This is a genomic window from Planktotalea sp. (assembly GCF_018607995.1).
GTDB lineage: Bacteria > Pseudomonadota > Alphaproteobacteria > Rhodobacterales > Rhodobacteraceae > Planktotalea.
Window position 1 is genome coordinate 14575 of the sequence record NZ_JABBAL010000037.1, and the last position, 24161, is coordinate 38735.

Sequence of the window (24161 nt, forward strand, 5' to 3'; positions counted from 1 at the left end):
GGCACCACATGAATAGACGACACTTCTTGGCCTCCGTTTCGGCCACCGCGATTTTACCTATGCCCACATTTGCAGCCGAAGATACGTTGCGATTGAAGGCAGAAGCGGTGACGCAACAAATCCTACCAGATGGAAATGGCGTGACATCTATGCTCGGCTTCAATGGATCAATGCCAGGTCCAGAACTACGGGTGCGTCGGGGGGAGCGTGTGAACATCGATGTCGAGAATGGCCTTGATGAAGGCACAGCGGTGCATTGGCACGGCATCAGGTTGAAAAACCAAATGGATGGTGTCCCGATGTTGACGCAGGACCTGATCAATCCTTCTGACACTAAAACCTACAGCTTTGTCCCACCTGACGAAGGTACCTATTGGTATCATTCGCATTACATTTCTCATGAACAAGTCGCACGCGGCATGATGGGCGCGTTGATTGTTGAGGATGAAACACCCCCAGATATCGATCACGACATCGCTGTGTTGATGGCAGATTGGCAGATTCAGGCAGATGGTAACCTGTCCGAAGAGTTCACTGACATGCACAGTGTCGCCCATGGCGGTCACATGGGTAACTTCGCCCGTGCATTCCTGTCCCAAGATCAAGTGAGGATGGGGGATCGGGTTAGGTTTAGGCTGATCAATGCAGCGACGAACCGCATTTTTCCTGTAGCGGTAAGCGGCGTCAGAGGATCGGTCGTAGCTTTGGATGGTATGGCCCTACCTGAACCACGTCCGATGACAGAACTCACTCTCGCACCTGCACAACGGGCAGACCTGATCGTAGATATCAGTGGCCCTGTTGGATTTGACATGTTGACCCGTCAGGGACCATATCGATTGGCTGACCTGGCTGTGAGTGGCACAAATACGGATAGGAAGGCTGGAACGATCCTAGCACTGTTACCACCTGACCTACCAACACCGGCTGAACCTTCGCAACATCTGACGTTGATGATGATGGGTGGTGCAATGGGCGGTCGCCATGATGGTGATAACATCTGGGCCTTCAACAACGTCTCGGACCTGCAAGCCGACCCATTCGGATCATTCCAGAATGGCGAAACGGTGCGGATCACATTCGTAAACGACACATCGTTCCCGCATGGCATCCATCTGCACGGTCACCACTTCTATGAAGTCGATGAGAACGGAGCCTTGGGTGATCTGCGGGACACCACTCTGGTGAACGCTGGTGAAAGCCGTGATGTCATATGTGTCTTCGACAACCCTGGTCGCTGGCTGCTGCACTGCCACATGCTCAGCCATGCTGTTGGCGGAATGCGCACGTGGGTGAACGTCGCATGAGGTGGGTGATCCCAATCTTGCTGTCGCTGGCCTCCACAGCCAGTGCTGATCACAACGGGGATCACCGCGACATTGTTGCAGGGCAAAGTCTGTATGCGGACAACTGTGCGTCGTGCCACGGTGCCAACCTTGAGGGACAGCCGAACTGGCAATCCCTGAACGCCGATGGTGTGCTTCCAGCCCCGCCGCATGACGGGACAGGTCACACGTAGCACCATGATGATGAACTGCTGTTCGAATACACCAAGCTCGGTGGCGCTGCTGCATTGGAGATCAGGGGTGTAACTGGGTTCAATAGCGGGATGCCAGGTTCTGGCGAAACACTCACCGATGACGAGATATGGGATATCCTCGCCTACATCAGGTCAACTTGGTCTAAGCGGGAACGCGAAGTCCAAGCCAGCAGGAACCCACCGCACTGATGGCACAACATGCGCACATGTCGGGGTCACCTAATGAAACGGGTCAGTCACAGTTCGCAGCGATTGCGGAGATCGTCACCCTGCTGCGTGATGATCCAAACACGGATTGGGCGCAGGTAGATATCAAAGCTCTGCGTGATCACCTTGTGGATATGGACAATGTGACGACCAAGGCGTCGGTTGAACGAACGGTCGATGGAACGAGTGTGATGTTCATAGTCACGGGAGATGATGTGGTGGCATCGTCCATCAGACGCATGATGTTAGCACACAGTCTGATGTTGCAGGGGGCATCGGATTGGGCCGTCATCGCTGGGGAAGTTGAAGGTGGTGCTTCAATGCTAGTTCAGGTCGGATCAGATGAAGAGCTAAACCAAGTGCTGGGACTGGGATTCTTTGGATTGATGACAATCGGCGCGCATCACCAACAACACCATCTCATGATCGCGACGGGGCGGTCGCCGCATTATCGTTGGATCGGTGTGTTTTAGTTGTGATTCCGCCATCTGCCATATGACTGTTAACGGCGTGAAAATTCATCTAGCTTTGGGACGTTTCGATATATTGGGAATATATTTTATATAAATAAATCAATTTCTTATATAATGGTGGGCGACCCTGGAATCGAACCAGGCGTGCGTCTCCGCGAGGGAGTTACAGTCCCCTGCCACACCTTGCGGCCTGTCGCCCACTGCTGCGAGAAAACTCGAAGCGTGAGCGGGTGATTACTAGCGGCCCTTATGTGCGTCAAGCCGAAAAACTCTTGCGATGTCAGGTCTTTTCGATAGAGCAGGGGTGAAGCCGCGCCAAAAGGATGAAGACGATGAAAAAACCAAAGTGGGTCGTTAAAAAAGAACAAGATAAAAAGGCGGCTGATGCGGAGACGGTTTGGCTCTTCGGGTTGCACGCGGTGCGCGATGCTTTGATGAATCCGGAGCGCACTAAGCTGAAACTTGTTGTCACGCGAAACGCTATGGATAAGCTGAGCGAAGCGATTGCATTTTCGGGTATGGAGCCGGAGATGTGCGAGCCGCGCAAGTTCAACGCGCCCCTAGATCCGCAATCCGTGCATCAGGGGGCTGCATTGGAAGTGAAGCCGCTGACTTGGGGACGTCTTGAGGACGTTTGCATTGGCGGTACTGCGGCCGTTCCGCGCGCGGTGCTTTTGGATCGTGTCACAGACCCGCATAATGTAGGCGCAATCCTGCGGTCCGCGGAGGTGTTCGGCGCGTCCGCTGTGATCGGAACGCATCGCGGCTCTGCGCCAGAAACGGGTGCGTTGGCTAAAACCGCAAGTGGTGCGCTGGAGCGTCAACCTTATCTGCGCATTCGCAATTTGGCCGAAAGCATCGAAAGCTTGCAGAAAATGGGCTACCTCGTGATCGGCCTTGACGGCGAGGCAGAGCAAACGATTGACTCATATCTTGAGGGCAAACGCGATCGCCCCATTGCGCTGGTCATGGGCGCAGAGGGACCTGGCTTGCGCGAGAAGACCAAAGACACCGTAGATGCGCTCGTGAAGGTCGAATTCGCGGGGGCCTTTGGGTCTCTCAATGTGTCAAACGCCGCCGCTGTGGCCCTGTACGCCAGCCTGCCACGTTAGTCGTTTAAAGACGTAAAATATCGCCCTTTGATAAGCCACGCAAAGCCGAAGGCTAGCAATGCGAAGGCCTCAAGTGCGAATGTTGCGTTGTAATGATCCCATGTCCCTAGTGAGATCACGAGGCCAAAGACACCAATGATAAGGCCAACGGTGGAAAGCGCGATGACAATGCCGAAAAAACGATAGTAGCGATTGCGCTTTAGTTTTTGCGGGGTGAGTTCATCGGCTTTCAGTCTCGACGCATCCATCTGGACGCGCGTGAAGACGCAGTAGGTGAAATAAGCGAGGATCGCGAACATCACACCAGCGAAAATTTTTTGCCAATAGAGATCCAGTAGCCAATGTAGGTTTTGAAAATCGAACGCAGGCGTGGCTGCTGCGATCGATCCACCGACCTCATCAGGATACTTAGTGAGCTGGGAAAAGACGCGAATTAACTCTGATTTTGAATAGCTGTCGCTTGGGCCACCCGTGGGAAACAACGCGATCATGATCGAAGAGACACCGGCAAAACGCATCATCAGGCTCTCGCGGCTGCTTAAGTTTTGCCAGCCCGGAACGGGGACGCCATTCGTGTGGAACGTGAACAATAGCAAAATGCCGTTGAAAATCAGACATCCCACGAAGAAGTCGCCCAAAAACGGGATGTAGTAAAAGTGGAAGATCGAGTTTTGCAAATCGTTGGGAGGGATGACGCGGATTACGCCTGCGATCACACAGACCAAAGGCAAGACGATGGCAACAAACCCGATGGTGCGTGAGACCTTTTCAAACGTATGCGCGCGCATGTCGGGTGACGCGTCAGAAACGGGCAAGTGGAGATATCATTTTGTATCCTCTTAAAGTTCTTAATCAATGCTCTACCTCAAGAGCGAAAGAGACTGAGACCCTAAGCAACGGTGAGCGCACCTCGCGTGTTTCACGCTTTAATCACGAAAGAGCATCCTGTGAGCTATCCAGCGAAGATCACGACCTGTTGTTATTGTGGCACGCGGGCGGCCTTAGTGCTGCGCGGCAAGGTAAGTCATTAACTCAGCTGCGGGTCTTGTGGTGCGCCTATTCACGTGATGAAGCGGTTGCTGTTAGAGCCAAAGCCACAACGGCAGCCGCAAAAGGAACGAAAGCCTGCAATCTCTCATAAGGCTGCGTCCAAAAGCTTCAAAAAACCGAAAAAGAAGAAGCGCCGCAACGTTGAAGTGGTTGTTTGAAGAAGCCAAGGACGTGGTTGAGGATATCTTCGGTTGACGCTTTGTTATACTGGCCTTGCAGCGGTGCATCGGCTATTTGCGAAGGGATAGAATGAAAGGCACGCCCATGAGCTTTGAAAAACCTGGACCCGTTGAAGAAAACTGGCGCGACGCGATCTCTGCGGCGCAAGAGATTATCGAGGATGCGCGCAACGGTCGTATGTTTATCCTTGTTGATCACGAGGATCGCGAGAATGAAGGCGATTTGGTGATCCCTGCACAAATGGCCACGCCCGAAGCGATCAATTTCATGGCCACGCATGGTCGCGGCTTGATCTGCCTCGCGCTGCCCGCTGAACGGATTGAAGCGCTTGGGCTTGAGTTGATGAGCACGAACAATTCCTCGCGCCATGAAACTGCCTTCACGATTTCTATCGAAGCGCGTGAAGGCGTCACCACAGGCATTTCTGCCCATGACCGCGCGCGCACGGTCGCGGTTGCAATTGATGCGGGCAAGGGGGCTGCAGATATCGCAACGCCGGGCCACGTATTTCCTTTGAAAGCCCGCAATGGTGGTGTTCTGGTCCGCGCGGGCCACACCGAAGCGGCTGTTGATGTATCCCGTCTTGCCGGCTTGAACGCATCTGGCGTGATCTGCGAAATCATGAGTGAAGACGGCACCATGTCTCGTCTGCCCGAACTGGTGATTTTTGCGCAGAAGCATAGTCTCAAAATCGGCACGATTAGCGATCTCATCGCATACCGAAGACGGCACGACAATCTTGTGAAAGTCCGCGCTGAAGAGACGATCACGTCAGAATTTGGTGGCGAATGGCAAATGCGCATTTACGCGGATGAAACCCAAGGAGCAGAGCATATCGTGATAATCAAGGGTGACATTTCCGGTGATGCACCCGTGCTGACCCGCATGCACGCAATGGATCCGATGCAGGACGTGATCGGCACTGGCCCACAGGGTCGTGCCGCTGAGTTTGGTCACGCGATGGAGGCAGTTGCTGCCGAAGGGCGCGGTGTTGTTGTCTTGCTACGCGACACGGCTATGAAACTTGATGCGGATCACGATGCGTCGCCGCAAACCCTGCGTCAGTACGGACTTGGCGCGCAAATCTTAAGCTCTTTGGGGTTGAGCAAGCTTGAATTGCTAACCAACTCCCCAACGCCAAAGGTTGTGGGTCTTGAGGCGTATGGGTTGGAAATCACTGGAACCCGTAAAATTTCGGAGCTTGGATAAATGGCTGGACACGAACAACACTACATCCTGCCACGCGCGGAGTTTGACAAACCCGTCAAGCTGCTGATCGTTGTCTCGCCCTATTACAAGGACATCGCGGACCATATGCTCGCGGGCGCTGTCACTGAAATTGAGGCGGCTAGCGGCACATATGAGGTGATTGAAGTGCCAGGTGCGTTGGAAATTCCAACCGCCGTTGGCATCGCGGAACGATTGAGTAACTATGATGGCTATGTCGCACTGGGCTGCGTTATTCGCGGTGAAACCACTCATTACGACACGGTCTGCAACGACAGTTCTCGCGCTTTACAGTTGCTCGGCCTGCAAGGCCTGTGCATCGGCAATGGCATCCTGACTGTTGAGAGCCGCACCCAAGCAGAGGTGCGTGCCGACCCTGCGGATCAAAACAAAGGGGGCGGCGCGGCGGCTGCGGCCTTGCATCTGATTGCGCTCGCTCGTAAGTGGGGCGGTCAGCGTAAGGGCGTCGGGTTCAAACCTGCCGCAGATGAGCATCAGATCGCTGGGTTTGGCAAAGGAAACGACCTCGCATGAGCACTGAAACATCTGGCCTCTCTGGCAACGCCAAACGCAAAATGAAGTCCGCCGCGCGTTTTTACGCGGTGCAGGCGCTCTATCAAATGGAAGTGTCTGGTCAGACAACGGACAACATTATCCACGAATTTCTCGATCACCGCTTTGGCGCGATCTATGAGGATATGGAATTTGTCGATGGCGATGTGGATGTGTTCAGCGCGCTGGTGAACGATGCCGTGAACCATCAAGCGCAGATTGACCAAATGACAGACCGTGCCTTGGTCGCCAAATGGCCCATTGCGCGTATCGATCCGACTTTGCGCGGTTTGTTCCGTGCGGCTGGTGCAGAGTTAGTGGCCAGTGACACACCGCCAAAAGTTGTGATCAAAGAATTCGTTGATATCGCGGCGGCCTTTTTCCCTGAAGGTAAAGAAAGCCGCTTTGTGAACGCGGTTCTGGATCACGTGGCACGTGAGGCGAAACCAGAGGCGTTTTAGCCCGCTTTTCTTCGGGCTATTTGGAAACGAACGTCAAAATTTTCCATTGTTTTTAATGGACTAGTATTTTCGCGCCTTCGTTTTTGCGATCCTGAAGCACACCGTGCACATACTTGGGGCAAGCGATAAAAAAGCTTCCATTGTCAGCTGGCTCACAAATTGCATCATTCTCGCGAATGACTTGGCAAACGTAGTCAAGGTTTGGATAGGGACGGACCGCTGAAAGCCCCGCCAGGCTGGTTTCAGTGTAGTTTGCAGTCGTGGGTGTCGACGCTTAGTCCGTTCTTGGCTCAACGTAGCCAGCCAAACCGATTGCAGCGAGCGAACAAAATAACCCGACCTGTTTAATCTAACGCCCGATTTTTAGTTTTAGCGCAAATGTGGCGGAACCGCACGCAACCGTTCTGGTTTTGATTCCCGAGGACCTGTATGTACAGGTGGGCGCCAGGTAAGTGGACCAGGGTCCAAACAGAGCCAGCTCCCTAGGAAATGCTTAAGGCCACTGGAATGCTACCGTAAAACAAGAAGGGCAGAAACCGCCACTGTCCAGCTTAGGGGCTTGCGACGGCTTCGGCAAGGGCGCGCGAGAAAACAGATGGCTTGCGTTTGTTCTTACTTTGTTCGATGTTTGCGGAATGGATGACGTCACTGATAATCAAATGATCGACCTGACGCCCGGCCAGCTTCTGGCGCGTGGCGTGTGTCGTCATATGTCCAGCATGGGATTTGTGTGCCTTGAGGAATTCGTGCCCGCCAAAGGTTTGCGGGTGGATGTTCTGGCCCTTGGCCCAAAGGGGGAGTTGTGGGTCATCGAATGCAAGTCCTCCAAAGCGGATTTCCAAACAGACAAGAAATGGGAAGGCTATCTTGCTTGGTGTGACCGCTATTTCTGGGCGGTGGATATGGATTTCCCGACGGACCTATTGCCGGAGGACACGGGGTTACTGGTCGGGGACAGTTATGATGCGGAGATCATTCGCATAGGACCCGAGGAAAAGCTCGGGCCTGCACGCCGGAAGGTGATCATTCAGAAATTTGCAATGAGCGCGGCGCGCCGCTTGCAAAGCTTGCGCGATCCGATGGGGCGCGTTTGGGGATAGGGAGAGACGACAATGATGGTGAAATTTTAATATCCGGACGCCGACTGGTGCTACCGTGCGATCCAAACGGTGCATGCAATTTTTCACAATTCCGAAGGCAAACTTATTGCGTGGGCCGAAAAAGGGGATCGCAATGGATATTATGAATTCGAAATTACCGATTTCGAAATGATCGGCCCGGGTGAGCGTCACAAATAGCGATCACACTTAGGAATTGCCCGTATTGCGCGCGCGTGACGCAGCCGCGCGAATTTCTTCAGCAATTTCTTCGGCTTCCTCAGGATCAAAATCCATCGGGATCTCAATGCCGTCGCCTTCAATGAAGATACGGACCATGCCTGCGTCGGTCGGGCCGATCTGCATGTTCGCTTCAATATCGCGCTCGGTATTAATGCCCATGATGTGTATCCTTTGAAGTTACCCTGTCTCCGCTACTGAAAAACCCCTTGCTCTGCAAGGTGATCTACCTTTGACTTGCTGCATGAACGAGATTGAACTGACCCATTACACACCTGCGGATCACACTTGGTTGGTTGAACGCCATTAGACGCTTTACCGTCGCAACGACGGATTTGACGATAGTTTTGGCCCTCTCGTTAACGACATCTTGAAGGATTTCGAAGCGAACAGTGATCCGAGCTGCGAAATGGGATGGATCGCACGCGAAAAAGATGGGCTGCGATTGGGTAGCATTTTTTGCGTTAAGCTTGATGATCAAACGGCAAAACTACGCCTGTTTCTGTGCATGCCAGAGGTACGTGGCTTTGGACTTGGTAAACGTTTACTCGCGCATTGCATGGCATTTGCGAAAGCCCGAAGATTTCAACGCATGTCGCTGTGGACCCATGAAAGCCACGAATCAGCTTGCGCGCTATACACCCGAACCGGTTGGGCTTGCTTGTCCTCCAAGCCCGTTCACTCCTTCGGTGTTCCCCTGATCGAGCAACAATGGGAAATCACGCTCTAGACCTCGAAAAGGGTCTTGCAATCGAACAATGCTAAAGCTACATCGCGGATGTGTGCCGCCTTAGCTCAGTTGGTTAGAGCGCTGGTTTGTGGAACCAGAGGTCCCCCGTTCAAGCCGGGGAGGCGGTACCAAACTCTCCTTCCTTTTCACTTCGCTTTCTTTGGCATACCTTTGCCGCAAAACTAATGTGCAATGCGTAGGCTCAACGACTGATGAACAGCGAACACTCAACGCCGACACTTGAAGACGTGGCCAAGGTGGCGGGCGTGTCTACCGCCACGGTTTCGCGGTGTTTGAATAGTCCTGATCTTGTGATTGAGCGCACGCGTCGCCGCGTCATGGATGCAGTTGACGCCTTGGGATACACGCCCAACTTTGGTGCCCGTGTTATGGCCGCGAAGCGCACGTTTACGATTGGTGCGATCATTCCGACAATGGAAAATGCAATCTTTGCCAGAGGGTTACAAGCCTTTCAAGAAGAGCTGCACGCACGTGGATATACTCTTTTAGTTTCAAGCTCTGCATATAAGCCCGAGGTCGAAGAGGAGCAGATCAAAGCGCTGGTTGCGCGCGGCGCAGATGGGTTGTTGTTGATCGGTTATGACCGCGACCCGTCGGTATATGAATATTTGAAACGTCAGAATGTGCCGGCTTTGACGGCTTGGGCCTATTCGCCGGATTATGAGCATCCCGCAATCGGTTTTGATAACCGTGCTGCGATGAAACTGTTGACCCAAGAGGTGCTAGCGCGAGGACACCGTAAGATAGGTGTGATTTCTGCGATTACCAAAGGCAATGACCGCGCGGGCGAGCGATTGCATGGCATCAAAGAGGCTGTCGCAGAAGCAGGGATTGATCCTCTTTCGCTCGAAGTAATTGAAACGCCCTATGAAATTGAAAATGGCGGTGATGCTTTGGAAGCCTTGCTTCAGCGCAGGCCAGAGATGACGGCGGTGATGTGCAGCAATGATGTGCTTGGCGTTGGTGCACTAATGCGCGCCAAGCGGATTGGTATCGAGGTACCGCGCGATCTGTCGATCACAGGTTTCGACGATATCGAACTCGCGCGCATTGTCTCGCCTGAACTGACCACGGTTCATGTGCCGCACCGCAAAATGGGCCAACACGCTGCGATTGAATTGGCGGCGATGGTTGAAAAAACCAGTACTGGAAAATCTGAAAAGCTGGACAGCCATTTGCAGATAAGAGAGTCTCTTGGCCGTGCAAAGGATCCCAAGCACGGCTAAACGGCGCTTTCAAAAGCGGACTGTGCAAGCACACCCAACGCTCGTTGCAATTGCATCATAAGCTTCAACCGCGCCGCCGAATTTGCTATCATAGACCTCTTTCGCGATCCCAGTGGTCAGGGCGGCGGCGCACCCACTGATGGGGCTTTGGGTCTGATGGGTCACGTATTTCGACGCGGCCGCACCTGCCACGAAATGCAAGGTTTTGTCGTTTGCGCAAGCTGACAATGCAGCCATACAAAGCAAAGGTAAAATAAAAAGGGGAACTCTCACGCATGTCTCCAAGACTGAAATAGAAGATTTGGAAGGCGGTGAGAGGAAGCGACTTCTGCCGCAAGCCTTAAAGGATGGGTTAATTTATTCGCGCAAATGCAATCAGTTCAATGATTTATTAAATGATTGGTTAACGCGAAAACTCTAGACCACGCGCAGTTAGTCTTTGATATCAATCAGCACACGCTGGTGAAGTTTGCCGCTGAGGCGTTCGAATATTAGAATTTCGTCGCCTTGCGTGACGATCGCATACCATGTCTCGCCTATAGTCACGGCTTTTGCTTTGACGCCAGCTGGTAAGACAACGGTTTCCGGAAAAATCGTAGGTTTATCATTCAAGCGGATGACAAGCAATGCTATTATCAATACAACGCCGCCAATCATCACCGCCGTCAGCACAGTCACCAGACGGCGCAGGAAACGCAATTGCGCGGGTTCCTCAATTTCTTGCTCAGGGGGCAACATGGGCGTGTCCATTATATCTTTTGCGGTTCAAGACGATCCGCCTGCGCGCCTTGATAAAGCGCTTTCGCGTGATGTGCCAGAGAGCGCGTCGCTGTCCCGCACCCGTATCGCCAAGCTACTAGAGGCAGGATCGATTACAATCAATGGTGCTGTGCAGACTGACCCAAAGGCGAAGATCAAAGCAGGCGCGCGGGTCGACATAACTGTTGAAGAGGCGGTTGATAGCCATATTGAGCCTGAGGATATTCCTCTCGAAATTATATATGAAGATGACGATCTGATTGTGGTTAATAAACCTGCGGGCATGGTAGTGCATCCGGCACCCGGCACGCCGTCTGGCACGCTCGTCAACGCACTTTTGCATCACTTTGCAGGTAAACTCTCGGGAGTTGGCGGCTCCAAGCGTCCGGGCGTGGTGCACCGGATAGATAAGGAAACCACAGGCCTTTTGGTTGTGGCTAAATCTGACGCTGCCCATCATGGTCTTGCTGCTCAGTTCGCAGCCCACACGGCAGAACGGGCGTACTTGGCGGTGACGCAAGGCGCGCCAGAGGCTTCTGATCCACGTATTCGCGGCGTGCGCGGGGTTAGCTTTGAAACAGGTGGTGTGTTGAAAGTCACCACGCAACTCGCGCGTCATAAACATGACCGCCAACGCCAAGCGGTTCTGTTCGAGAATGGTCGGCACGCCGTCACACGCGCACGCACGATTGAACGTTTTGGCAATCCGCATTGTCTCGCACTCGTGGAATGTCGCCTTGAGACCGGTCGCACTCATCAGATCCGTGTGCATATGGCGCATGTGGGGCACGGCTTGCTTGGGGATCCGACCTATGGGGGACGCCGAAAACTGCCTGCTAAAGCGCTTAGCGAAGTGAGCTTAGAGGCCGCGAAAACCTTCAATCGTCAAGCTTTGCATGCGGCGGTTCTTGGGTTTGAGCATCCGATCAGTGGTGAAATGTTGCGCTTTGAAGCGGATTTGCCCGATGATATCGCAGGTTTGTTACAGAAATTGCGTACATAACACTTCGCAAAGCACATGCGCGTGAACGCGCGGACAAAAAACTGGAAACTCCGTCGCACAAAGCCCACTTCCATTTCAACACCGCAAAACTGCGGAGGTCTTGAAACATCGCAGTGCACTGAATAACTCATTTTAACGCACTAAACATAAGGGGCAGGGACATGGCCAATTACGCAAATCTACCCGCACCAACGCCTGAAGGTGGCTTAAACCGTTACATGCAGGAAATCCGCAAGTTTCCGATGTTGGAGCCGGAAGAAGAATACATGCTCGCCAAAAGCTGGGTCGAAAAGCAGGACACGGCTGCGGCGCATAAGATGGTAACGTCTCACCTACGTCTCGCCGCGAAAATCGCGATGGGTTATCGTGGCTATGGCCTGCCACAGGCTGAAGTCGTTTCCGAGGCGAATGTTGGTCTGATGCAGGCGGTGAAACGCTTTGATCCCGAAAAGGGCTTCCGTCTCAGCACATATGCGATGTGGTGGATCCGCGCGGCTATTCAAGAATACATACTGCGCAGTTGGTCTCTGGTGAAACTTGGCACGACGTCGGCCCAAAAAAAGCTATTCTTCAACCTGCGCAAAGCGAAAAATCGCATTGGTGCGTTGGAAGAAGGCGATATGCATCCCGAAAACGTGGCACGTATTGCGCATGATCTTGGGGTGACGGAGACCGAAGTTATCTCCATGAACCGCCGTATGTCGGGTGGCGATGCATCTTTGAATGCGCAAGTTGGCTCTGACGGCGAAGGCACCATGCAGTGGCAAGATTGGCTCGAGGACGAAGATGCCGATCAGGCGGGTGATTATGAAGCACGCGACGAATTGGAAGCGCGTCGTGAAATGCTTGCTGATGCGATAGACGTGCTCAATGATCGTGAGAAAGATATCCTTGTGCAGCGTCGTTTGTCCGACAAACCTGTGACGCTTGAAGATCTCAGTGGTCAGTACGACGTTAGCCGCGAACGCATTCGCCAAATTGAGGTGCGCGCGTTTGAGAAGCTGCAAGAGCGCATGCGCAGCTTGGCGGAAGAAAAAGGCATGCTTGTTAGCGCGTAAACGTTGATAAATGCTATGTAAATGATAGCCTCCTCTCAAGTCTGAGAGGGGGCTTTTCATGAGCACGACACGTTGGGGGATTTTAGGTGCTGCGAAGTTTGCGCGAGAACATATGGGGCCTGCGATTACGGCCGCGGCGGGTGCAGAACTAGCGGCGCTGGCGACAAGTGCTCCTGAAAAAGAATTTATTTTTCAGAATTTTGCGCCGAATTTAAAGATTTATGACAATTATGACGCGCTGCTTGCAGATCCAACGATTGATGCAATCTACATCCCTTTGCCAAATGACATGCATCAGCCTTGGGCACTGAAATGCCTTGCCGCTGGCAAAGCGGTTCTCGTTGAAAAACCTGTCGGAATGAACGTGGCTGAAATCGATGAGTTGATCGCAGCACGCGATGCGACCGGTTTGCTTGCGGCAGAGGCTTATATGATCGTGCATCATCCCCAATGGCAAAAAATGCGGGACTTGGTGCAAAGCGGTGCGCTTGGCGATTTGCGTCGCGTGTCGAGCACCTTCAGCTACGACAATCGCGCTGATGTTGACAATATTCGGCAACAAGCGGCGCGCGGGGGCGGAGGTTTGCGCGACATCGGCGTATATACGTTTGGCAGCGTGCGCTTTGTGACGGGGCAGGAGCCCGCGCGCATTATTTCCAAGCAACTGACGTTGGAAAATGGTGTCGATGTGCATGCACAAGTGACGGCAGAGTTTGGTGGCTTCACTTATGACACCACGACGTCTATGCGCATGACCCCGTGGCAATGCGTTGAATTTCATGGAGAAACTTCAATTGCGCGTCTCACGGCCCCGTTTAATCCGCTGGTCTTTGGTGAAGCGCGTCTTGAGCTTGTTCAAAGTGATGGCTCAAGCGAAGTGTTTCGCTGGCCCCGCGAAAATCACTATGTCTTGCAGGTCGAAGCGTTTCAGCGTGCAATGCAAGGTGAGGCTTATGCCTGCCCGTTAGAATTTTCGCGTGGGACGCAAGCGATGATAGATGAGGTTTTGGGATAGAAAAAGGCGGGCATCGAACACGACACCCGCCTATTTAAAACTTGGAACGATCACGCGCTATTTTGCGGCGGCCTTTTTCTTTGTTGCCTTATTCGCTTTTGGTTTAGCAGCGGCGCTATTGGCGTCGATAAATTCTAAAACTAAGGGGCGAATATTGTCACGCCAGCTGCGGCCCGCGAAAATACCGTAGTGACCAGCACCCGCTTCAATATGGCTGGCCTTCTTCGCATCAGACAGGCCTGTGCATAGATCCAATGCCGCAACACATTGACCGGGCGCGGAAATATCGTCTTTCTCTCCTTCGACAGTCTTCACGGCAACTGTTGTGATGTTGCCAATATCGATCTTGTGTCCGTCAACCACGAATTCATTATTAGCGATTTCGCCGTTCTTAAAGATGCGCTCAACCGTAGAGAGATAAAATTCTGCAGGCATGTCCATGACCGCGAGATATTCATCATAAAATTTGTTGTGCTTGTCGTTCTCTGACGCTTCACCCTGCGCAGCGCGCATGATTTGGTCCGTAAAGGCTTTGGAGTGGGTTTCGCTGTTCATCGACATGAACGAAGCCAATTGTAGAAGGCCGGGGTAGACTTTGCGTCCCACGCCTTTGTGCTTGAAGCCAACACGTTGGATCGCGGTTTCCTGCAATTGCCCCATCGTTACGCGGTGGCCGAAGTCGGTCACATCTGTTGCATTCGCATTGGGGTCAATTGGACCACCGATAAGCGTCAGCGATTTTGGCTGCGCGTTAGGGTCTTGTTCCGCCAGATAGGCAGTCGCGGCTAGCGTCAAAGGCGCTGGCTGGCACACCGCAATGACATGCGTGTCAGGGCCGAGTTCACGCATGAAATCAACAAGATACAATGTGTAGTCTTCCACATCGAACTTACCCTCAGACACTGGAATGTCGCGGGCATTGTGCCAATCGGTGACGTAAACTTCCGCATCGCGGATCAAAGATTTCACGGTTGATCGTAAAAGGGTCGCGTAGTGGCCTGACATTGGCGCAACCAGAAGTATCTTGCGCGGCTGCGTCTCGCGACCTGTGACGTCGAAGTGAATCAAATCGCCAAAAGGACGTTTTAAGACAGTGTTTATATCGATCAAATGATCGCGGCCATCGGCGCATGTGAAGCTATCGAGGCCCCAGTCGGGCTTTGCAATCATACGCTCGAAAGAGCGTTCTGTGACGTCTCCCCACGCCCCGAGCCACTGTAAAGCAGGGTTCGGTACCAAGGAAAACATCGGGTAAGCCGCCATTGATTTCGCTGTCGCACCAAGCCATTGGTTGGTGTTTCTCATCGTCTCCATCATGTCGTAAGTAGCCATGTATTTCATTGTTTTTCCTTACTGACACCAGCCTGTTTGGGGGGCGGTTCAATTCGTCGCTTTGCCCCTCGGTAAGTTCGACGCTACAATCGTCAAAAATATGCTGCGCTGCAGCTAAGGTAGTCGGGATTTATTAAGATGACAACAAATGACGATGTTGCAGGGCAAAATTCCCCTCAAATGACGGCGAACTTGGAGAAAATCGAAGCTTTGTCCGAGCGTTTGGTGAAAGCTGTGTCCAGCAAAGCCAAGTCAAATCCCGCACTGAGTGGCCCGAATCAAGAGCTGTTTTCGAATGCGATGACCTCCTACATGCAAGGAATGATGGAGAATCCAGCGAAAGTGTTCGAACATCATGCGGCCTATTGGGGTAAGTCGATGAAGCACTATGTTGAGGCTCAGCGGGTTTTGGCAAAGGGCAAATTAGAAGCGCCGACGGATTCGTATCAAAATGATCGCCGCTTTTCTAACCCTCTTTGGAACACACATCCGTATTTTAACTTTGTTAAACAGCAATATCTGATCAATTCGAACGCGGTGAAGCAAGCGGTGGAAGATGCCGTAGATCTTGATCCTAAGGAAAAGCAGCGGCTTACTTATTTCTCGCAACAGATCATCGACATGATGGCTCCGACGAACTTCTTGGGCACTAACCCCGATGCGCTTGAAAAAGCGGTCGCGACCGAGGGTCAAAGCCTTTTGGATGGTCTGGAGAACCTTGTTTTGGACCTGGAGGCGAATGAAGGCGAGTTGGTCGTCAAACTCGCCGATGAGAAAGCGTTTGAGCTTGGTCAAAACATCGCCACGACCCCGGGCAAGGTCATTTATCGCAACAAGATGATCGAGCTTATTCAATATATACCCGTGACGGAAACTGTGCATGAGACGCCGATCATTATGTTTCCGCCATGGATCAACAAATTCTACATACTTGATCTCAAAAAACAGAATAGCCTGATAAAATGGATCACTGAGCAGGGCTATAGTTTGTTTGTTGTGTCCTGGATTAATCCTGACAACAGCTATGCGGATGTTGGCTTGGAAGACTATATTGACGATGGTTTTCTGACTGCAATCCGAGAAGTGAAGGCGATCACAGGCCAGAAACAGGTCAACTGCATCGGCTATTGCATCGCGGGGACGACCTTGTGTTTGACCCTGAGTTTGCTGAAAAAGCGCGGTGACAATAGCATTAAGTCAGCGACATTGTTTACCGCTTTGACGGATTTCTCTGACCAAGGAGAATTCACGCCTTTCCTGCAAAACGATTTCATTGATGGGATCGAAGAAGAAGTGAACGACAAAGGCATGTTGCCATCACATATCATGGGGCGCACGTTCAGCTTTTTGCGCTCTAACGATCTGGTCTACACTCCCGCTATCAAGAGCTACATGATGGGGGAGGCACCGCCTGCCTTTGATCTTCTCTATTGGAATGGGGATGGCGCAAACCTGCCCGGTAAAATGGCAGTCCAGTATTTGCGTGGACTGTGCCAATCAAACGATTTTGCAGAGGGCGGATTTGAGTTGATGGGCGAAACGCTCAGCTTAAAGGATGTTGATATCCCGTTGTGCTCCATAGCGTGTGAGACGGACCATATCGCAGCTTGGAAGGATTGCTATCGTGGCGTGCAGCAAATGGGGAGTAAATCGAAAACCTTTATCGTTTCGCAGTCTGGGCATATCGCGGGCATCGTGAACCCACCGAGCAAAGATAAATACGGTCACTACACAAACGCCGATATGTTGCTTGCCCCCAACGCGTGGTTCGAAGGTGCGGAATTCACTAGAGGATCTTGGTGGCCACGGTGGGAATCATGGATCAAAGAACGATCTGGCAAGCAAATTGCTGCGCTGCAGCCAGGTAATTCTGAGCATCCAGTGTTGGGCGATGCGCCCGGAACCTACGTTATGCTTAATGCAAAGCGCTGATTTACCTTTGGGAAAATGATTTTGCTGCAACGCAGCAATAAAGCTTGCAATGCTGCGTTGCAGCGCGTATACCGATTTTGTCGAACACCGCGGGGTGGGCCCGCGAGATAGGCAAAAGGATTTATATCATGGCTAAGACACAAGATTACTCCGCGATCATGAAAGACATGATGGGCGCATTCCCAGTAGATACAAAAGCAATGGACGAAGCTTTCAAAACAACAGCGGCATTGAACGAGAAGTTTTCTGCAGTTTCCGTTGATGCGGCTGAAAAGTCTGCTGAGCTGTCCGCCGTTTGGGCGAAAGACACATTGGCGAAGATCGCTGACTTTGCAAAAGTTAAGGCAGAGCCTGCTGATTATGCAAAAGCGATGACAGACATGGTGTCTTCTTCCGCTGAAGCAGCTGCTGAGCACGTTGCATCTTTCGCAGAAATCGCGAAAAAAGTTCAACTCGAGACAGTTGAATTGATGATGGCTGCAGGCAAGAACGCTTCCGAAGAAGCATCTGCTGTAGTTAAAAAAGCGACAACTGAAGCAACTGCTGCTGTTAAGAAAGCTGCTGCAAAGTAAGCTTGGCTTTTAAGTCGAAGAATTTTTGCGTTAGTGTCCTCCCGCACGGGCGTTAAATAAAGGCGCTGATCGAAAGATTGGCCCTTTTCTTTTTTTGTTCCCTTTCTTGCTGCGCTCGCATAGGCTTTTCTGCACTGCTGCATTTTGGGAGGGAGCCTGAAGTGACCGACGCCACGAATCCACTTTTGATCAAACGCTATGCGAGCCGTCGTCTCTATAATACTGAGACCAGCGACTATGTTACCCTAGAAGATATCTCTGGCTTTATCAGCGAGGGCCGCGATGTCAAAATCGTTGATCTCAAATCTGGTGATGATCTGACGCGACAATATTTGTTGCAAATAGTAGCAGAGCGCGAAAGCAAGGGCGAAAGCGTCTTGCCTGTCGCTGTTCTAACCGATCTTGTGCGCAGCTATACCAGCCAAGCGAGTAGCGTCGTGCCGCAGTTCCTATCGATGTCATTCGACATGCTGCGCGACAGCCAAAGCAAGGTCGTGGATAATATTGCCAAAGCCAACCCGATGACGCAAATGCCGGGAATGGAAGCGTTTCGCGCGCAGCAAGAAGCGTTCTTTAAGGCGGTGACAGGCGGGCAATGGACACCACCTACAGGTGAAAAGCCTGAAAATTCTGTTGTTGAAGCCTCTGAATCTAAAGAAGATTTAGATGCGATCAAAACGCAATTGGCAGATCTTCAGCAGAAGCTTTCCAAGCTTAGCAAGTAATCAAACGCCAAGGCGATCACGCAGCGCGTACCAACTCATCGCGAGCGTCAAAAGCGGTGTGCGTAACGCGCCCGCGCCGGGGAAACTTGGCGTTGGGATCGTGGCTAGTGTGTTAAAGCCTGTGTCCTGTCCGTGGATCGCATCGGCCATTAACTTGCCCGCTTGAACCGCGTTGCCCACACCGTGCCCCGAATAGCCCGATGCGCTTAGAATGTTCGGCGCAACGCGAGCAAGGTAGGGCATGCGTTTCATTGTGATGCCCAACGTTCCGCCCCAAGCATAGTCGATTTTTACATCTCGTAAATGCGGGAAGATCTCAGTCATCGGTTTGCGCACTTTTGCCGCGATATCGCTTGGAAAGCGATAGCCATAGCTTTCACCACCGCCAAAAAGCAGGCGTTTATCGTGACTTAGGCGAAAATAATTTACCACGAATTTGGTATCCGCAACGGCAATATCTTGTGCAAGAACTTGTGCGGTAGCGTCACCCAAAGGCTCTGTCGCAGCGATGAAATTATTGATTGGCATGACGCGCGCGGCGACTTTGCGATTGAGATTCCCGAGATAGCCGTTGCCCGCAAGAATCACATGATCTGCTTTGACACGGCCCTGATCGGTTTGCACGATGTCCGTTGCGCCTTCATTTATGTGATGCACATGGCTCATCTCAAAGATCTGCACGCCGGCGTTTGAGGCAGCTTTCGCAAGGCCCAAAGCAAACGAAAGCGGTTGGAGATGAGCGGCACCGTGATCCATCAAGCCGCCTTTATAGGCTGGTGAGGGGCAGAGTACATGTGCTTGTTCAGCGCTCAAAGGCTCGATGTCAGAATAGCCGTAGTTATCTTGGAGCTTGCGCGCATGGTCTTGCAATTCGGTGACGTCTTTCTTGCCAAATCCGAAATCTGCAATGCCTGGCTTCAGATGACACTCGATGCCGTGTTTTTCAATCAGACCTTTGACGAGCACCTTGGCATCTTGCGCCAAATCCCAAAGCTGATGCGCCACGTCTTGCCCCATCAGATCTTCCAGCCCGTCCTGATCCATGCGTTGCCCAGATCCAAGCTGACCCCCATTGCGGCCAGATGCGCCGAAACCGACGCGATGTGCTTCGAGCAAGGCGACATCATAGCCCATCTCGCGCAGATGCAACGCTGCTGAAAGTCCTGTGTATCCACCGCCCACAATGCAAACATCCGCGCGTGTTTCTCCACGAAGAGGTGCAAAAGAGGGCAGAGCCGTGGCATCAGCTGCATACCAACTCTCAGGATAAATACCACGTTTATCGTTTGAAAACAGAAGGTTCATACGTTTAGCAACAGGTGTTCACGCTCCCATGGAGAAATGACCTGAAGAAATTCTTCATACTCGGCACGTTTCACGATGCTATAGACTCGTGCAAATTCGGGATGCAAAATATCGTGTAAATCTGTGGCTTCGTCGAAGATGTTCAACGCCTCGCCCAGCGTGCGCGGGATGTCTTCTTCGCCGTCATAGGCATCGCCCTTGAACTGCTTGTCGGGGCGTTCTTCTTCGATAAGGCCTAACAATCCGCAAGCGAGCGACGCCGCAATCCCGAGGTAGGGGTTACAATCCATCCCTGCGAGGCGGTTTTCGACGCGACGGGCTTCAGGATCGGAAAGAGGTATCCGAATACCCGTTGTGCGATTGTCGCGCGCCCATTCCAGATTAATGGGTGCGGCGTGATCCTTAACGTAGCGACGATAACTGTTCACATAGGGCGCAAGCACTGCGATGGTTGACGGTAAGTGGTTCTGAAGGCCAGCGATGTAGTGAAAAAAGGCATCAGTCTCGCCGCCTTGAGGGCCGGAAAAGATGTTCGCGCCTGTCTCTATATCAAGAATGGAGTGATGGATGTGCATCGCGCTGCCGGGCTCATGTTCGATCGGTTTTGCCATGAAGGTGGCGAAACAATCGTGGCGCAAGGCAGCTTCGCGGATGAGACGCTTAAAGAAGAAGACCTCGTCTGCAAGTTTAACCGGATCGCCGTGTTGCAGGTTGATTTCCAACTGACCTGCGCCGCCCTCTTGGGTGATGCCGTCAATTTCAAACCCTTGCGCTTCGGCAAAATCGTAGATGTCGTCGATCACTGGGCCGAACTCATCCACAGCGGTCATCGAATAGGCCTGACGTGCCGCTGCGGGACGGCCCGAGCGGCCCATCATCGGCTCAATCGCTTTGGCAGGATCAACATTGCGGGCAACGAGGAAAAATTCCATCTCGGGCGCGACTACAGGAATTAACCCGCGATCACGATACTGCTGCACAACATGTTTCAAAACATTGCGCGGCGAGAACATGACGGGCTGCTCTTTGCGATCATAGGCGTCGTGAATGACCTGCAACGTCCAATCTCCCGTCCATGGTGCGGCGGTGGCGGTGTCCATGTCTGGCTTGAGGATCATATCCTTCTCAATGAATCCTTCATTCCCGGCGGCTTCACCCCAACCTCCTGTAATTGTTTGGTAAAAAATTGAATCAGGTAGAAAGAATTGATTCTGCTTGGCAAATTTGCTTGCAGGCACGGCCTTGCCACGGGCGATGCCAGGCAGGTCGGAAATGATGCATTCCACTTCATCGAGCTTGCGTCCTTCAATATAGGTTGCAGCAGTTTCGGGCAGGTTGTCTTTCCAATCATTCATGTGAAGCTCTTTGTTTTGAAGAAATACGCTAGGCGATCTCCCATTTTCTGATTGTCATCCGGCTCTTGCAATGCATCGCGTGCGTGGGTTTGCAGGTCTTGTGGCACCGTGTCTGCACGCGTTTCAAGCAGGCCAGCAACCGCGCGCGCATCAAATTCGGGATGTGGCTGGATGGTCAGCGCTTTGCCCTCATAATAGAGCATCGCGTTTTCACAAAACGCACTGGTCCCGACCCGCGTTGCACTTTCGGGGAGGCGCGTCACCTGATCCTGGTGCCATGCATTGAGCTGATATTCATCACCGTCAATCTTATAGGTTTGACGTCCAACCGCCCATCCCGCATTGAATTTTTCAACTTTTCCACCAAAGGCTTGTGCAATGATTTGATGGCCAAAACACACCCCTACCAAGGGCAAACCTTGATCGGCAATCGTGCGGATCAAATCTTCCAATAGGGGGATGAACGCGTGATCTTCATATGCGCCGTGTTTGGAACCTGAGATCAACCAACCATCCGCATTTGACGCGCCATTTGGGAATTCCATGTCCACGACGCTATAGGTTTGAAAGGTGAAGTCATGGGCTGAAAACATGCTGGAATACATAAAATGGTAATCGCCCACCGCCTCTTGGACCGCAGGGGCGGCGTGGCCGCATTGTAGAATGCCGATTTTCATAGATTACCTGTTGGGGTTTTATCGGACGCTAGAGGAACTGAAGGTAGAGCGCAATCCGCTCTTCTTCTGAGAGGACGGCGAGCGTCTTCATCTCTTGGCGTTTGGTTAAACACATATTTTCAATGAGCGTTTTAGGGAAAATCTGCGTCAAAGCTGTATCCGTTTCAAAGCGATCAAGCGCATCTTCCCAGGTCTTGGGAAGCGCAGCGACATCGAGCGCATAGGCGTTGCCGCGTACCGGGGGTGGCGGCGTCATATCTTGTTCTATCCCATCGAGAGCTGCACCAAGAACGGCACTCAGTAGGAGGTAGGGGTTCACGTCCCCACCTGCGACGCGATGCTCGATTCTACGTGCTTTGTGAGAGCCGCCGGGGACCCGGATCGCAACGGTGCGGTTTTCGTAGGCCCAGCAAATCTTCGTCGGCGCATGGGCACCTGGAACAAGGCGGTTGTAGCTATTTGCGTGCGGCGCTAGCACCAGCATTGAGGCAGGCATCGCGTTAAGACAACCGGCGATCGCGCTCAAGAGCCGCTCCGATCCTGCTGAACCACCATCGTCAAAAATGTTGTCGCCCTGCGCATCAAGTACCGAGAAATGCACGTGCATCCCGTTGCCCGACTGATCCGCGTGGGGCTTTGCCATAAAGCTCGCTGTGACCCCGTGCTTTTGTGCAACACCACGCACCAGTAGCTTGAACAGCCAAGCATCATCCGCCGCTTTCAACATATCATCGACGTGCATCAGATTGATCTCAAACTGTCCTGCACCTGCTTCAGAGATGGCGGCATCCGCGGGGATATCCATTGCGTCGCATGCATCATAGAGATCGTTAAAGAAGCCATCAAACGCATCGAGGGAGCGTAGGCCAAGCGTGTCTACACCTGTGTTTAGCGTTGGGTTTTTGGGGTCGATCAGGTAAAATTCAAGTTCGGTCGCGACAACGGCGGTAAAGCCCATCTTGGTGTAGCGCTCTTTAATGCGTGCAAGTGCGTGGCGTGGATCGCCTTGAAAGGGGCGATCATCCTCGTAAAACATCCATACAGGCAGCAACGCTGATCCGCTCCCAAGCCATGGCATCGGTAAAAATCCACGCTCTGTCGGGCGCACAACAGCATCCGCGTCACCGGTTTCGAACACCAGAGGGCTATGAGCGATGTCTTCGCCGTAAATATCGAGATTGAGCACGGAAAATGGAAAGCGCGCACCGTCTTTTGTCAATTTTCCTGCGAACTTGCTCGGGATGCGTTTGCCACGGGCTTGACCGTTGAGATCACTGGCCGCAATGCGGACGGAACGGATGTCGGGGTTCTCAGAAAGCCAGCTCTCCATATGCAGCCCTTAACGTATTATGTTTGCGCGCAGCTTGAGCTTGCTCCGGCGCTTTTGTGGAAGATGGCGGTTGAGGCTGCGATTAACAAATCCAAAACTTGATATGACGATCAGTGTGATAATGATAAAAAAGGCCGCTAACATCGGATAGGGCACTAAAGGGTTGAACGTCTTATCCGCGAAGTAATTCGCGTAATAAAGCGCATCACCACGTTGTTGCCATGCGGGAAAACCAGTGAAGAAAACCAGCGTTGTGGCGTGAAAGAGAAAGATCGCCTCATTCGCGTAGGCGGGCCATGCAAGCGAGACGACATCACTGCGCTTGGCAGAAATGGACATACCTTTGATCACCTCAAGATTGCCGTAGGCTTTGTGGAGATCGCGTAGCTCAATAACTGTATCGGTGTCGCTCAAGTTTTGTCTCGCTCCACTATCCAAGGCGCACTTGGCAGAAAAAAGGCGGGTTTTGCAATTGCAAAAGATTGAAGTGTGCGCCGAATGCAGCTCGCCTTACGAAGCGTAAGCTTAGGCTTTCGCAGCCGCCACACGCTGACGCGCCTGCGCGCTGTCCATGTCGTTCACGCCCAATAGCCTCGCGATTAAACGCAACAATGCGTCTTCTTCCTGCTCGCGAACGCCATCTGCAAGAACGACTGACCATAGCGCTTCGATCACGCCAAGGCGTTCCTCGTACGGCACTGCATCTTTGATCGCACGGGTGAAGCGCACTGTGTCAGGCGCTTCCTGTTCTAGCGTTTCGGCGTCCTTCAGTAAATCATGAACGCTTTTCTTATCAAGCGCATAGCGCGTGGTAGCAACACTTTCGATTTGATGCCGTTCAGAGGCTGCATAGTCCCCGTCAGAGCGCGCAACGCGCACCAACAAAGCGGTCAGAGCAAGACGGGCATCGCCATCGTCAAATGGATCGGGCTCAGGCTGGGTCAGCCTCTTGAGGAAATCAGCAAACATGGGAGTGATATAG

At 52.5% G+C, this 24161-nt stretch carries 25 protein-coding genes, 2 tRNA genes and 2 pseudogenes; 17 read left to right on the forward strand and 12 right to left on the reverse strand.

The window, feature by feature from the left end; translation table 11 throughout:
• Positions 1-8 precede the first annotated feature (8 nt).
• The 3 genes and pseudogenes from QZ280_RS15025 to QZ280_RS15035 all read left to right on the forward strand — a co-directional run bounded on the left by QZ280_RS15025 (position 9) and on the right by QZ280_RS15035 (position 2220).
• A complete protein-coding gene (locus QZ280_RS15025; protein WP_293445698.1) occupies positions 9-1307 on the forward strand; it encodes a multicopper oxidase family protein in 1299 nt (432 codons plus the stop codon).
• A pseudogene (locus tag QZ280_RS15030) lies at positions 1304-1729 on the forward strand (cytochrome c). The gene QZ280_RS15025 and the pseudogene QZ280_RS15030 overlap by 4 nt, the downstream one beginning before the upstream one ends.
• A complete protein-coding gene (locus tag QZ280_RS15035; protein WP_293445699.1) occupies positions 1729-2220 on the forward strand; it encodes a hypothetical protein in 492 nt (163 codons plus the stop codon). The pseudogene QZ280_RS15030 and the gene QZ280_RS15035 overlap by 1 nt, the downstream one beginning before the upstream one ends.
• Positions 2221-2335: 115 nt before the next feature.
• On the opposite strand, the gene QZ280_RS15040 is transcribed toward QZ280_RS15035, so the two are convergent.
• Positions 2336-2419, reverse strand: a tRNA-Tyr gene (locus tag QZ280_RS15040).
• Positions 2420-2552: 133 nt separating this feature from the next.
• On the opposite strand from QZ280_RS15040, the gene rlmB reads away from it, so the two are divergent.
• Positions 2553-3332 carry a 23S rRNA (guanosine(2251)-2'-O)-methyltransferase RlmB gene (gene rlmB, locus QZ280_RS15045; protein WP_293445700.1) on the forward strand — a complete coding sequence of 260 codons (780 nt, stop codon included), beginning with the start codon at positions 2553-2555 and terminating at the stop codon, positions 3330-3332.
• Here rlmB and QZ280_RS15050 read toward each other — a convergent pair.
• Positions 3329-4147, reverse strand: a complete 819-nt coding sequence (locus QZ280_RS15050; RefSeq protein ID WP_293445701.1) for a hypothetical protein — start codon at positions 4145-4147, stop codon at positions 3329-3331. The genes rlmB and QZ280_RS15050 overlap by 4 nt on opposite strands.
• A gap of 499 nt (positions 4148-4646) precedes the next feature.
• Between QZ280_RS15050 and ribB the strand changes: the two genes are divergently transcribed.
• The 4 genes from ribB (at position 4647) to QZ280_RS15070 (ending at position 7902) form a co-directional block, all read left to right on the forward strand.
• Positions 4647-5771 (forward strand): 3,4-dihydroxy-2-butanone-4-phosphate synthase, encoded by a 1125-nt coding sequence (ribB, locus tag QZ280_RS15055; protein ID WP_293445702.1) that lies wholly within the window; start codon positions 4647-4649, stop codon positions 5769-5771.
• Complete coding sequence (locus QZ280_RS15060; RefSeq protein WP_293445704.1) at positions 5772-6323, forward strand: 6,7-dimethyl-8-ribityllumazine synthase; 552 nt, start codon at positions 5772-5774, stop codon at positions 6321-6323. It abuts the gene before it with no gap.
• Entirely contained in the window at positions 6320-6802 is a 483-nt protein-coding gene (nusB, locus tag QZ280_RS15065; protein WP_293445707.1) for a transcription antitermination factor NusB, read from the forward strand. The genes QZ280_RS15060 and nusB overlap by 4 nt, the downstream gene beginning before the upstream one ends.
• 635 nt (positions 6803-7437) lie before the next feature.
• Positions 7438-7902 (forward strand): MmcB family DNA repair protein, encoded by a 465-nt coding sequence (locus tag QZ280_RS15070; RefSeq protein ID WP_293445710.1) that lies wholly within the window; start codon positions 7438-7440, stop codon positions 7900-7902.
• A 207-nt stretch (positions 7903-8109) separates the two neighbouring features.
• On the opposite strand, the gene QZ280_RS15075 is transcribed toward QZ280_RS15070, so the two are convergent.
• Entirely contained in the window at positions 8110-8301 is a 192-nt protein-coding gene (locus tag QZ280_RS15075; protein ID WP_293445712.1) for a DUF6324 family protein, read from the reverse strand.
• A gap of 208 nt (positions 8302-8509) precedes the next feature.
• Here QZ280_RS15075 and QZ280_RS15080 point away from each other — a divergent pair, with 208 nt between their 5' ends.
• From QZ280_RS15080 to QZ280_RS15090, 3 genes are all read left to right on the forward strand, one after another.
• The gene (locus tag QZ280_RS15080) at positions 8510-8869 is read left to right on the forward strand and encodes a GNAT family N-acetyltransferase (protein ID WP_365734843.1); all 360 of its coding nucleotides are present in this window, start codon (positions 8510-8512) and stop codon (positions 8867-8869) included.
• A gap of 54 nt (positions 8870-8923) precedes the next feature.
• Positions 8924-9000: transfer RNA gene (locus QZ280_RS15085), tRNA-His, on the forward strand.
• Positions 9001-9081: 81 nt separating this feature from the next.
• A complete protein-coding gene (locus QZ280_RS15090) occupies positions 9082-10116 on the forward strand; it encodes a LacI family DNA-binding transcriptional regulator (protein WP_293445714.1) in 1035 nt (344 codons plus the stop codon).
• A gap of 9 nt (positions 10117-10125) precedes the next feature.
• Here QZ280_RS15090 and QZ280_RS15095 read toward each other — a convergent pair whose 3' ends face one another.
• The gene (locus tag QZ280_RS15095) at positions 10126-10389 is read right to left on the reverse strand and encodes a hypothetical protein (RefSeq protein ID WP_293445716.1); all 264 of its coding nucleotides are present in this window, start codon (positions 10387-10389) and stop codon (positions 10126-10128) included.
• A gap of 159 nt (positions 10390-10548) precedes the next feature.
• Positions 10549-10854, reverse strand: a complete 306-nt coding sequence (locus QZ280_RS15100) for a DUF6476 family protein (RefSeq protein ID WP_293445718.1) — start codon at positions 10852-10854, stop codon at positions 10549-10551.
• Between QZ280_RS15100 and QZ280_RS15105 the strand changes: the two genes are divergently transcribed.
• The 3 genes from QZ280_RS15105 (at position 10853) to QZ280_RS15115 (ending at position 13951) form a co-directional block, all read left to right on the forward strand.
• Entirely contained in the window at positions 10853-11878 is a 1026-nt protein-coding gene (locus tag QZ280_RS15105) for an RluA family pseudouridine synthase (RefSeq protein WP_293445720.1), read from the forward strand. The two genes, QZ280_RS15100 and QZ280_RS15105, sit on opposite strands and share 2 nt — an antisense overlap.
• 161 nt (positions 11879-12039) lie before the next feature.
• Positions 12040-12936, forward strand: a complete 897-nt coding sequence (rpoH, locus tag QZ280_RS15110) for an RNA polymerase sigma factor RpoH (protein WP_293445722.1) — start codon at positions 12040-12042, stop codon at positions 12934-12936.
• A 58-nt stretch (positions 12937-12994) separates the two neighbouring features.
• On the forward strand, positions 12995-13951 hold the full coding sequence (locus tag QZ280_RS15115) for a Gfo/Idh/MocA family oxidoreductase (RefSeq protein ID WP_293445726.1): 957 nt from the start codon (positions 12995-12997) through the stop codon (positions 13949-13951).
• 57 nt (positions 13952-14008) lie between these two features.
• Here QZ280_RS15115 and phaZ read toward each other — a convergent pair whose 3' ends face one another.
• Positions 14009-15292 (reverse strand): polyhydroxyalkanoate depolymerase, encoded by a 1284-nt coding sequence (gene phaZ / locus QZ280_RS15120; RefSeq protein WP_293445729.1) that lies wholly within the window; start codon positions 15290-15292, stop codon positions 14009-14011.
• A gap of 129 nt (positions 15293-15421) precedes the next feature.
• On the opposite strand from phaZ, the gene phaC reads away from it, so the two are divergent.
• The 3 genes from phaC to phaR all read left to right on the forward strand — a co-directional run bounded on the left by phaC (position 15422) and on the right by phaR (position 18512).
• Positions 15422-17215, forward strand: coding sequence for a class I poly(R)-hydroxyalkanoic acid synthase (gene phaC, locus QZ280_RS15125; RefSeq protein WP_293445732.1), 1794 nt, complete (start codon positions 15422-15424; stop codon positions 17213-17215).
• Between the two features lie 128 nt (positions 17216-17343).
• Positions 17344-17787 (forward strand): phasin, PhaP, encoded by a 444-nt coding sequence (locus QZ280_RS15130; RefSeq protein WP_293445735.1) that lies wholly within the window; start codon positions 17344-17346, stop codon positions 17785-17787.
• 161 nt (positions 17788-17948) lie between these two features.
• On the forward strand, positions 17949-18512 hold the full coding sequence (gene phaR / locus QZ280_RS15135; RefSeq protein ID WP_293445738.1) for a polyhydroxyalkanoate synthesis repressor PhaR: 564 nt from the start codon (positions 17949-17951) through the stop codon (positions 18510-18512).
• Here phaR and QZ280_RS15140 read toward each other — a convergent pair whose 3' ends face one another.
• From QZ280_RS15140 to QZ280_RS15165, 6 genes and pseudogenes are all read right to left on the reverse strand, one after another.
• Positions 18513-19817: an FAD-binding oxidoreductase gene (locus tag QZ280_RS15140; RefSeq protein ID WP_293445741.1), complete on the reverse strand. Its 1305-nt coding sequence runs from the start codon at positions 19815-19817 to the stop codon at positions 18513-18515. It lies immediately after the preceding gene.
• Positions 19814-21172, reverse strand: coding sequence for a glutamine synthetase family protein (locus QZ280_RS15145; protein WP_293445744.1), 1359 nt, complete (start codon positions 21170-21172; stop codon positions 19814-19816). Before QZ280_RS15145 ends, QZ280_RS15140 begins: the two co-directional genes overlap by 4 nt.
• Positions 21169-21849, reverse strand: a complete 681-nt coding sequence (locus QZ280_RS15150; RefSeq protein WP_293445747.1) for a type 1 glutamine amidotransferase — start codon at positions 21847-21849, stop codon at positions 21169-21171. Before QZ280_RS15150 ends, QZ280_RS15145 begins: the two co-directional genes overlap by 4 nt.
• Before the next feature lie 28 nt (positions 21850-21877).
• The gene (locus tag QZ280_RS15155; RefSeq protein ID WP_293445750.1) at positions 21878-23179 is read right to left on the reverse strand and encodes a glutamine synthetase family protein; all 1302 of its coding nucleotides are present in this window, start codon (positions 23177-23179) and stop codon (positions 21878-21880) included.
• Between the two features lie 9 nt (positions 23180-23188).
• A pseudogene (locus tag QZ280_RS15160) lies at positions 23189-23491 on the reverse strand (amino acid ABC transporter permease); the annotation flags it as partial.
• A gap of 213 nt (positions 23492-23704) precedes the next feature.
• Complete coding sequence (locus QZ280_RS15165; protein ID WP_293445754.1) at positions 23705-24148, reverse strand: TerB family tellurite resistance protein; 444 nt, start codon at positions 24146-24148, stop codon at positions 23705-23707.
• Positions 24149-24161: the final 13 nt, after the last annotated feature.

Coding starts and splice junctions, on each gene's coding strand:
- QZ280_RS15100 (WP_293445718.1), bottom strand. CDS start 10,854: ATGTTGCCCCCTGAGCAAGAAATTGAGGAACCCGCGCAATTGCGTTTC.
- QZ280_RS15155 (WP_293445750.1), bottom strand. CDS start 23,179: ATGGAGAGCTGGCTTTCTGAGAACCCCGACATCCGTTCCGTCCGCATT.
- QZ280_RS15060 (WP_293445704.1), top strand. CDS start 5,772: ATGGCTGGACACGAACAACACTACATCCTGCCACGCGCGGAGTTTGAC.
- rlmB (WP_293445700.1), top strand. CDS start 2,553: ATGAAAAAACCAAAGTGGGTCGTTAAAAAAGAACAAGATAAAAAGGCG.
- QZ280_RS15105 (WP_293445720.1), top strand. CDS start 10,853: ATGGGCGTGTCCATTATATCTTTTGCGGTTCAAGACGATCCGCCTGCG.
- QZ280_RS15145 (WP_293445744.1), bottom strand. CDS start 21,172: ATGAATGATTGGAAAGACAACCTGCCCGAAACTGCTGCAACCTATATT.
- QZ280_RS15035 (WP_293445699.1), top strand. CDS start 1,729: ATGGCACAACATGCGCACATGTCGGGGTCACCTAATGAAACGGGTCAG.
- QZ280_RS15075 (WP_293445712.1), bottom strand. CDS start 8,301: ATGGGCATTAATACCGAGCGCGATATTGAAGCGAACATGCAGATCGGC.
- rpoH (WP_293445722.1), top strand. CDS start 12,040: ATGGCCAATTACGCAAATCTACCCGCACCAACGCCTGAAGGTGGCTTA.
- QZ280_RS15150 (WP_293445747.1), bottom strand. CDS start 21,849: ATGAAAATCGGCATTCTACAATGCGGCCACGCCGCCCCTGCGGTCCAA.
- QZ280_RS15165 (WP_293445754.1), bottom strand. CDS start 24,148: ATGTTTGCTGATTTCCTCAAGAGGCTGACCCAGCCTGAGCCCGATCCA.
- QZ280_RS15130 (WP_293445735.1), top strand. CDS start 17,344: ATGGCTAAGACACAAGATTACTCCGCGATCATGAAAGACATGATGGGC.
- QZ280_RS15140 (WP_293445741.1), bottom strand. CDS start 19,817: ATGAACCTTCTGTTTTCAAACGATAAACGTGGTATTTATCCTGAGAGT.
- phaZ (WP_293445729.1), bottom strand. CDS start 15,292: ATGAAATACATGGCTACTTACGACATGATGGAGACGATGAGAAACACC.
- QZ280_RS15115 (WP_293445726.1), top strand. CDS start 12,995: ATGAGCACGACACGTTGGGGGATTTTAGGTGCTGCGAAGTTTGCGCGA.
- ribB (WP_293445702.1), top strand. CDS start 4,647: ATGAGCTTTGAAAAACCTGGACCCGTTGAAGAAAACTGGCGCGACGCG.
- QZ280_RS15090 (WP_293445714.1), top strand. CDS start 9,082: ATGAACAGCGAACACTCAACGCCGACACTTGAAGACGTGGCCAAGGTG.
- QZ280_RS15025 (WP_293445698.1), top strand. CDS start 9: ATGAATAGACGACACTTCTTGGCCTCCGTTTCGGCCACCGCGATTTTA.
- phaC (WP_293445732.1), top strand. CDS start 15,422: ATGACAACAAATGACGATGTTGCAGGGCAAAATTCCCCTCAAATGACG.
- nusB (WP_293445707.1), top strand. CDS start 6,320: ATGAGCACTGAAACATCTGGCCTCTCTGGCAACGCCAAACGCAAAATG.
- QZ280_RS15070 (WP_293445710.1), top strand. CDS start 7,438: ATGGATGACGTCACTGATAATCAAATGATCGACCTGACGCCCGGCCAG.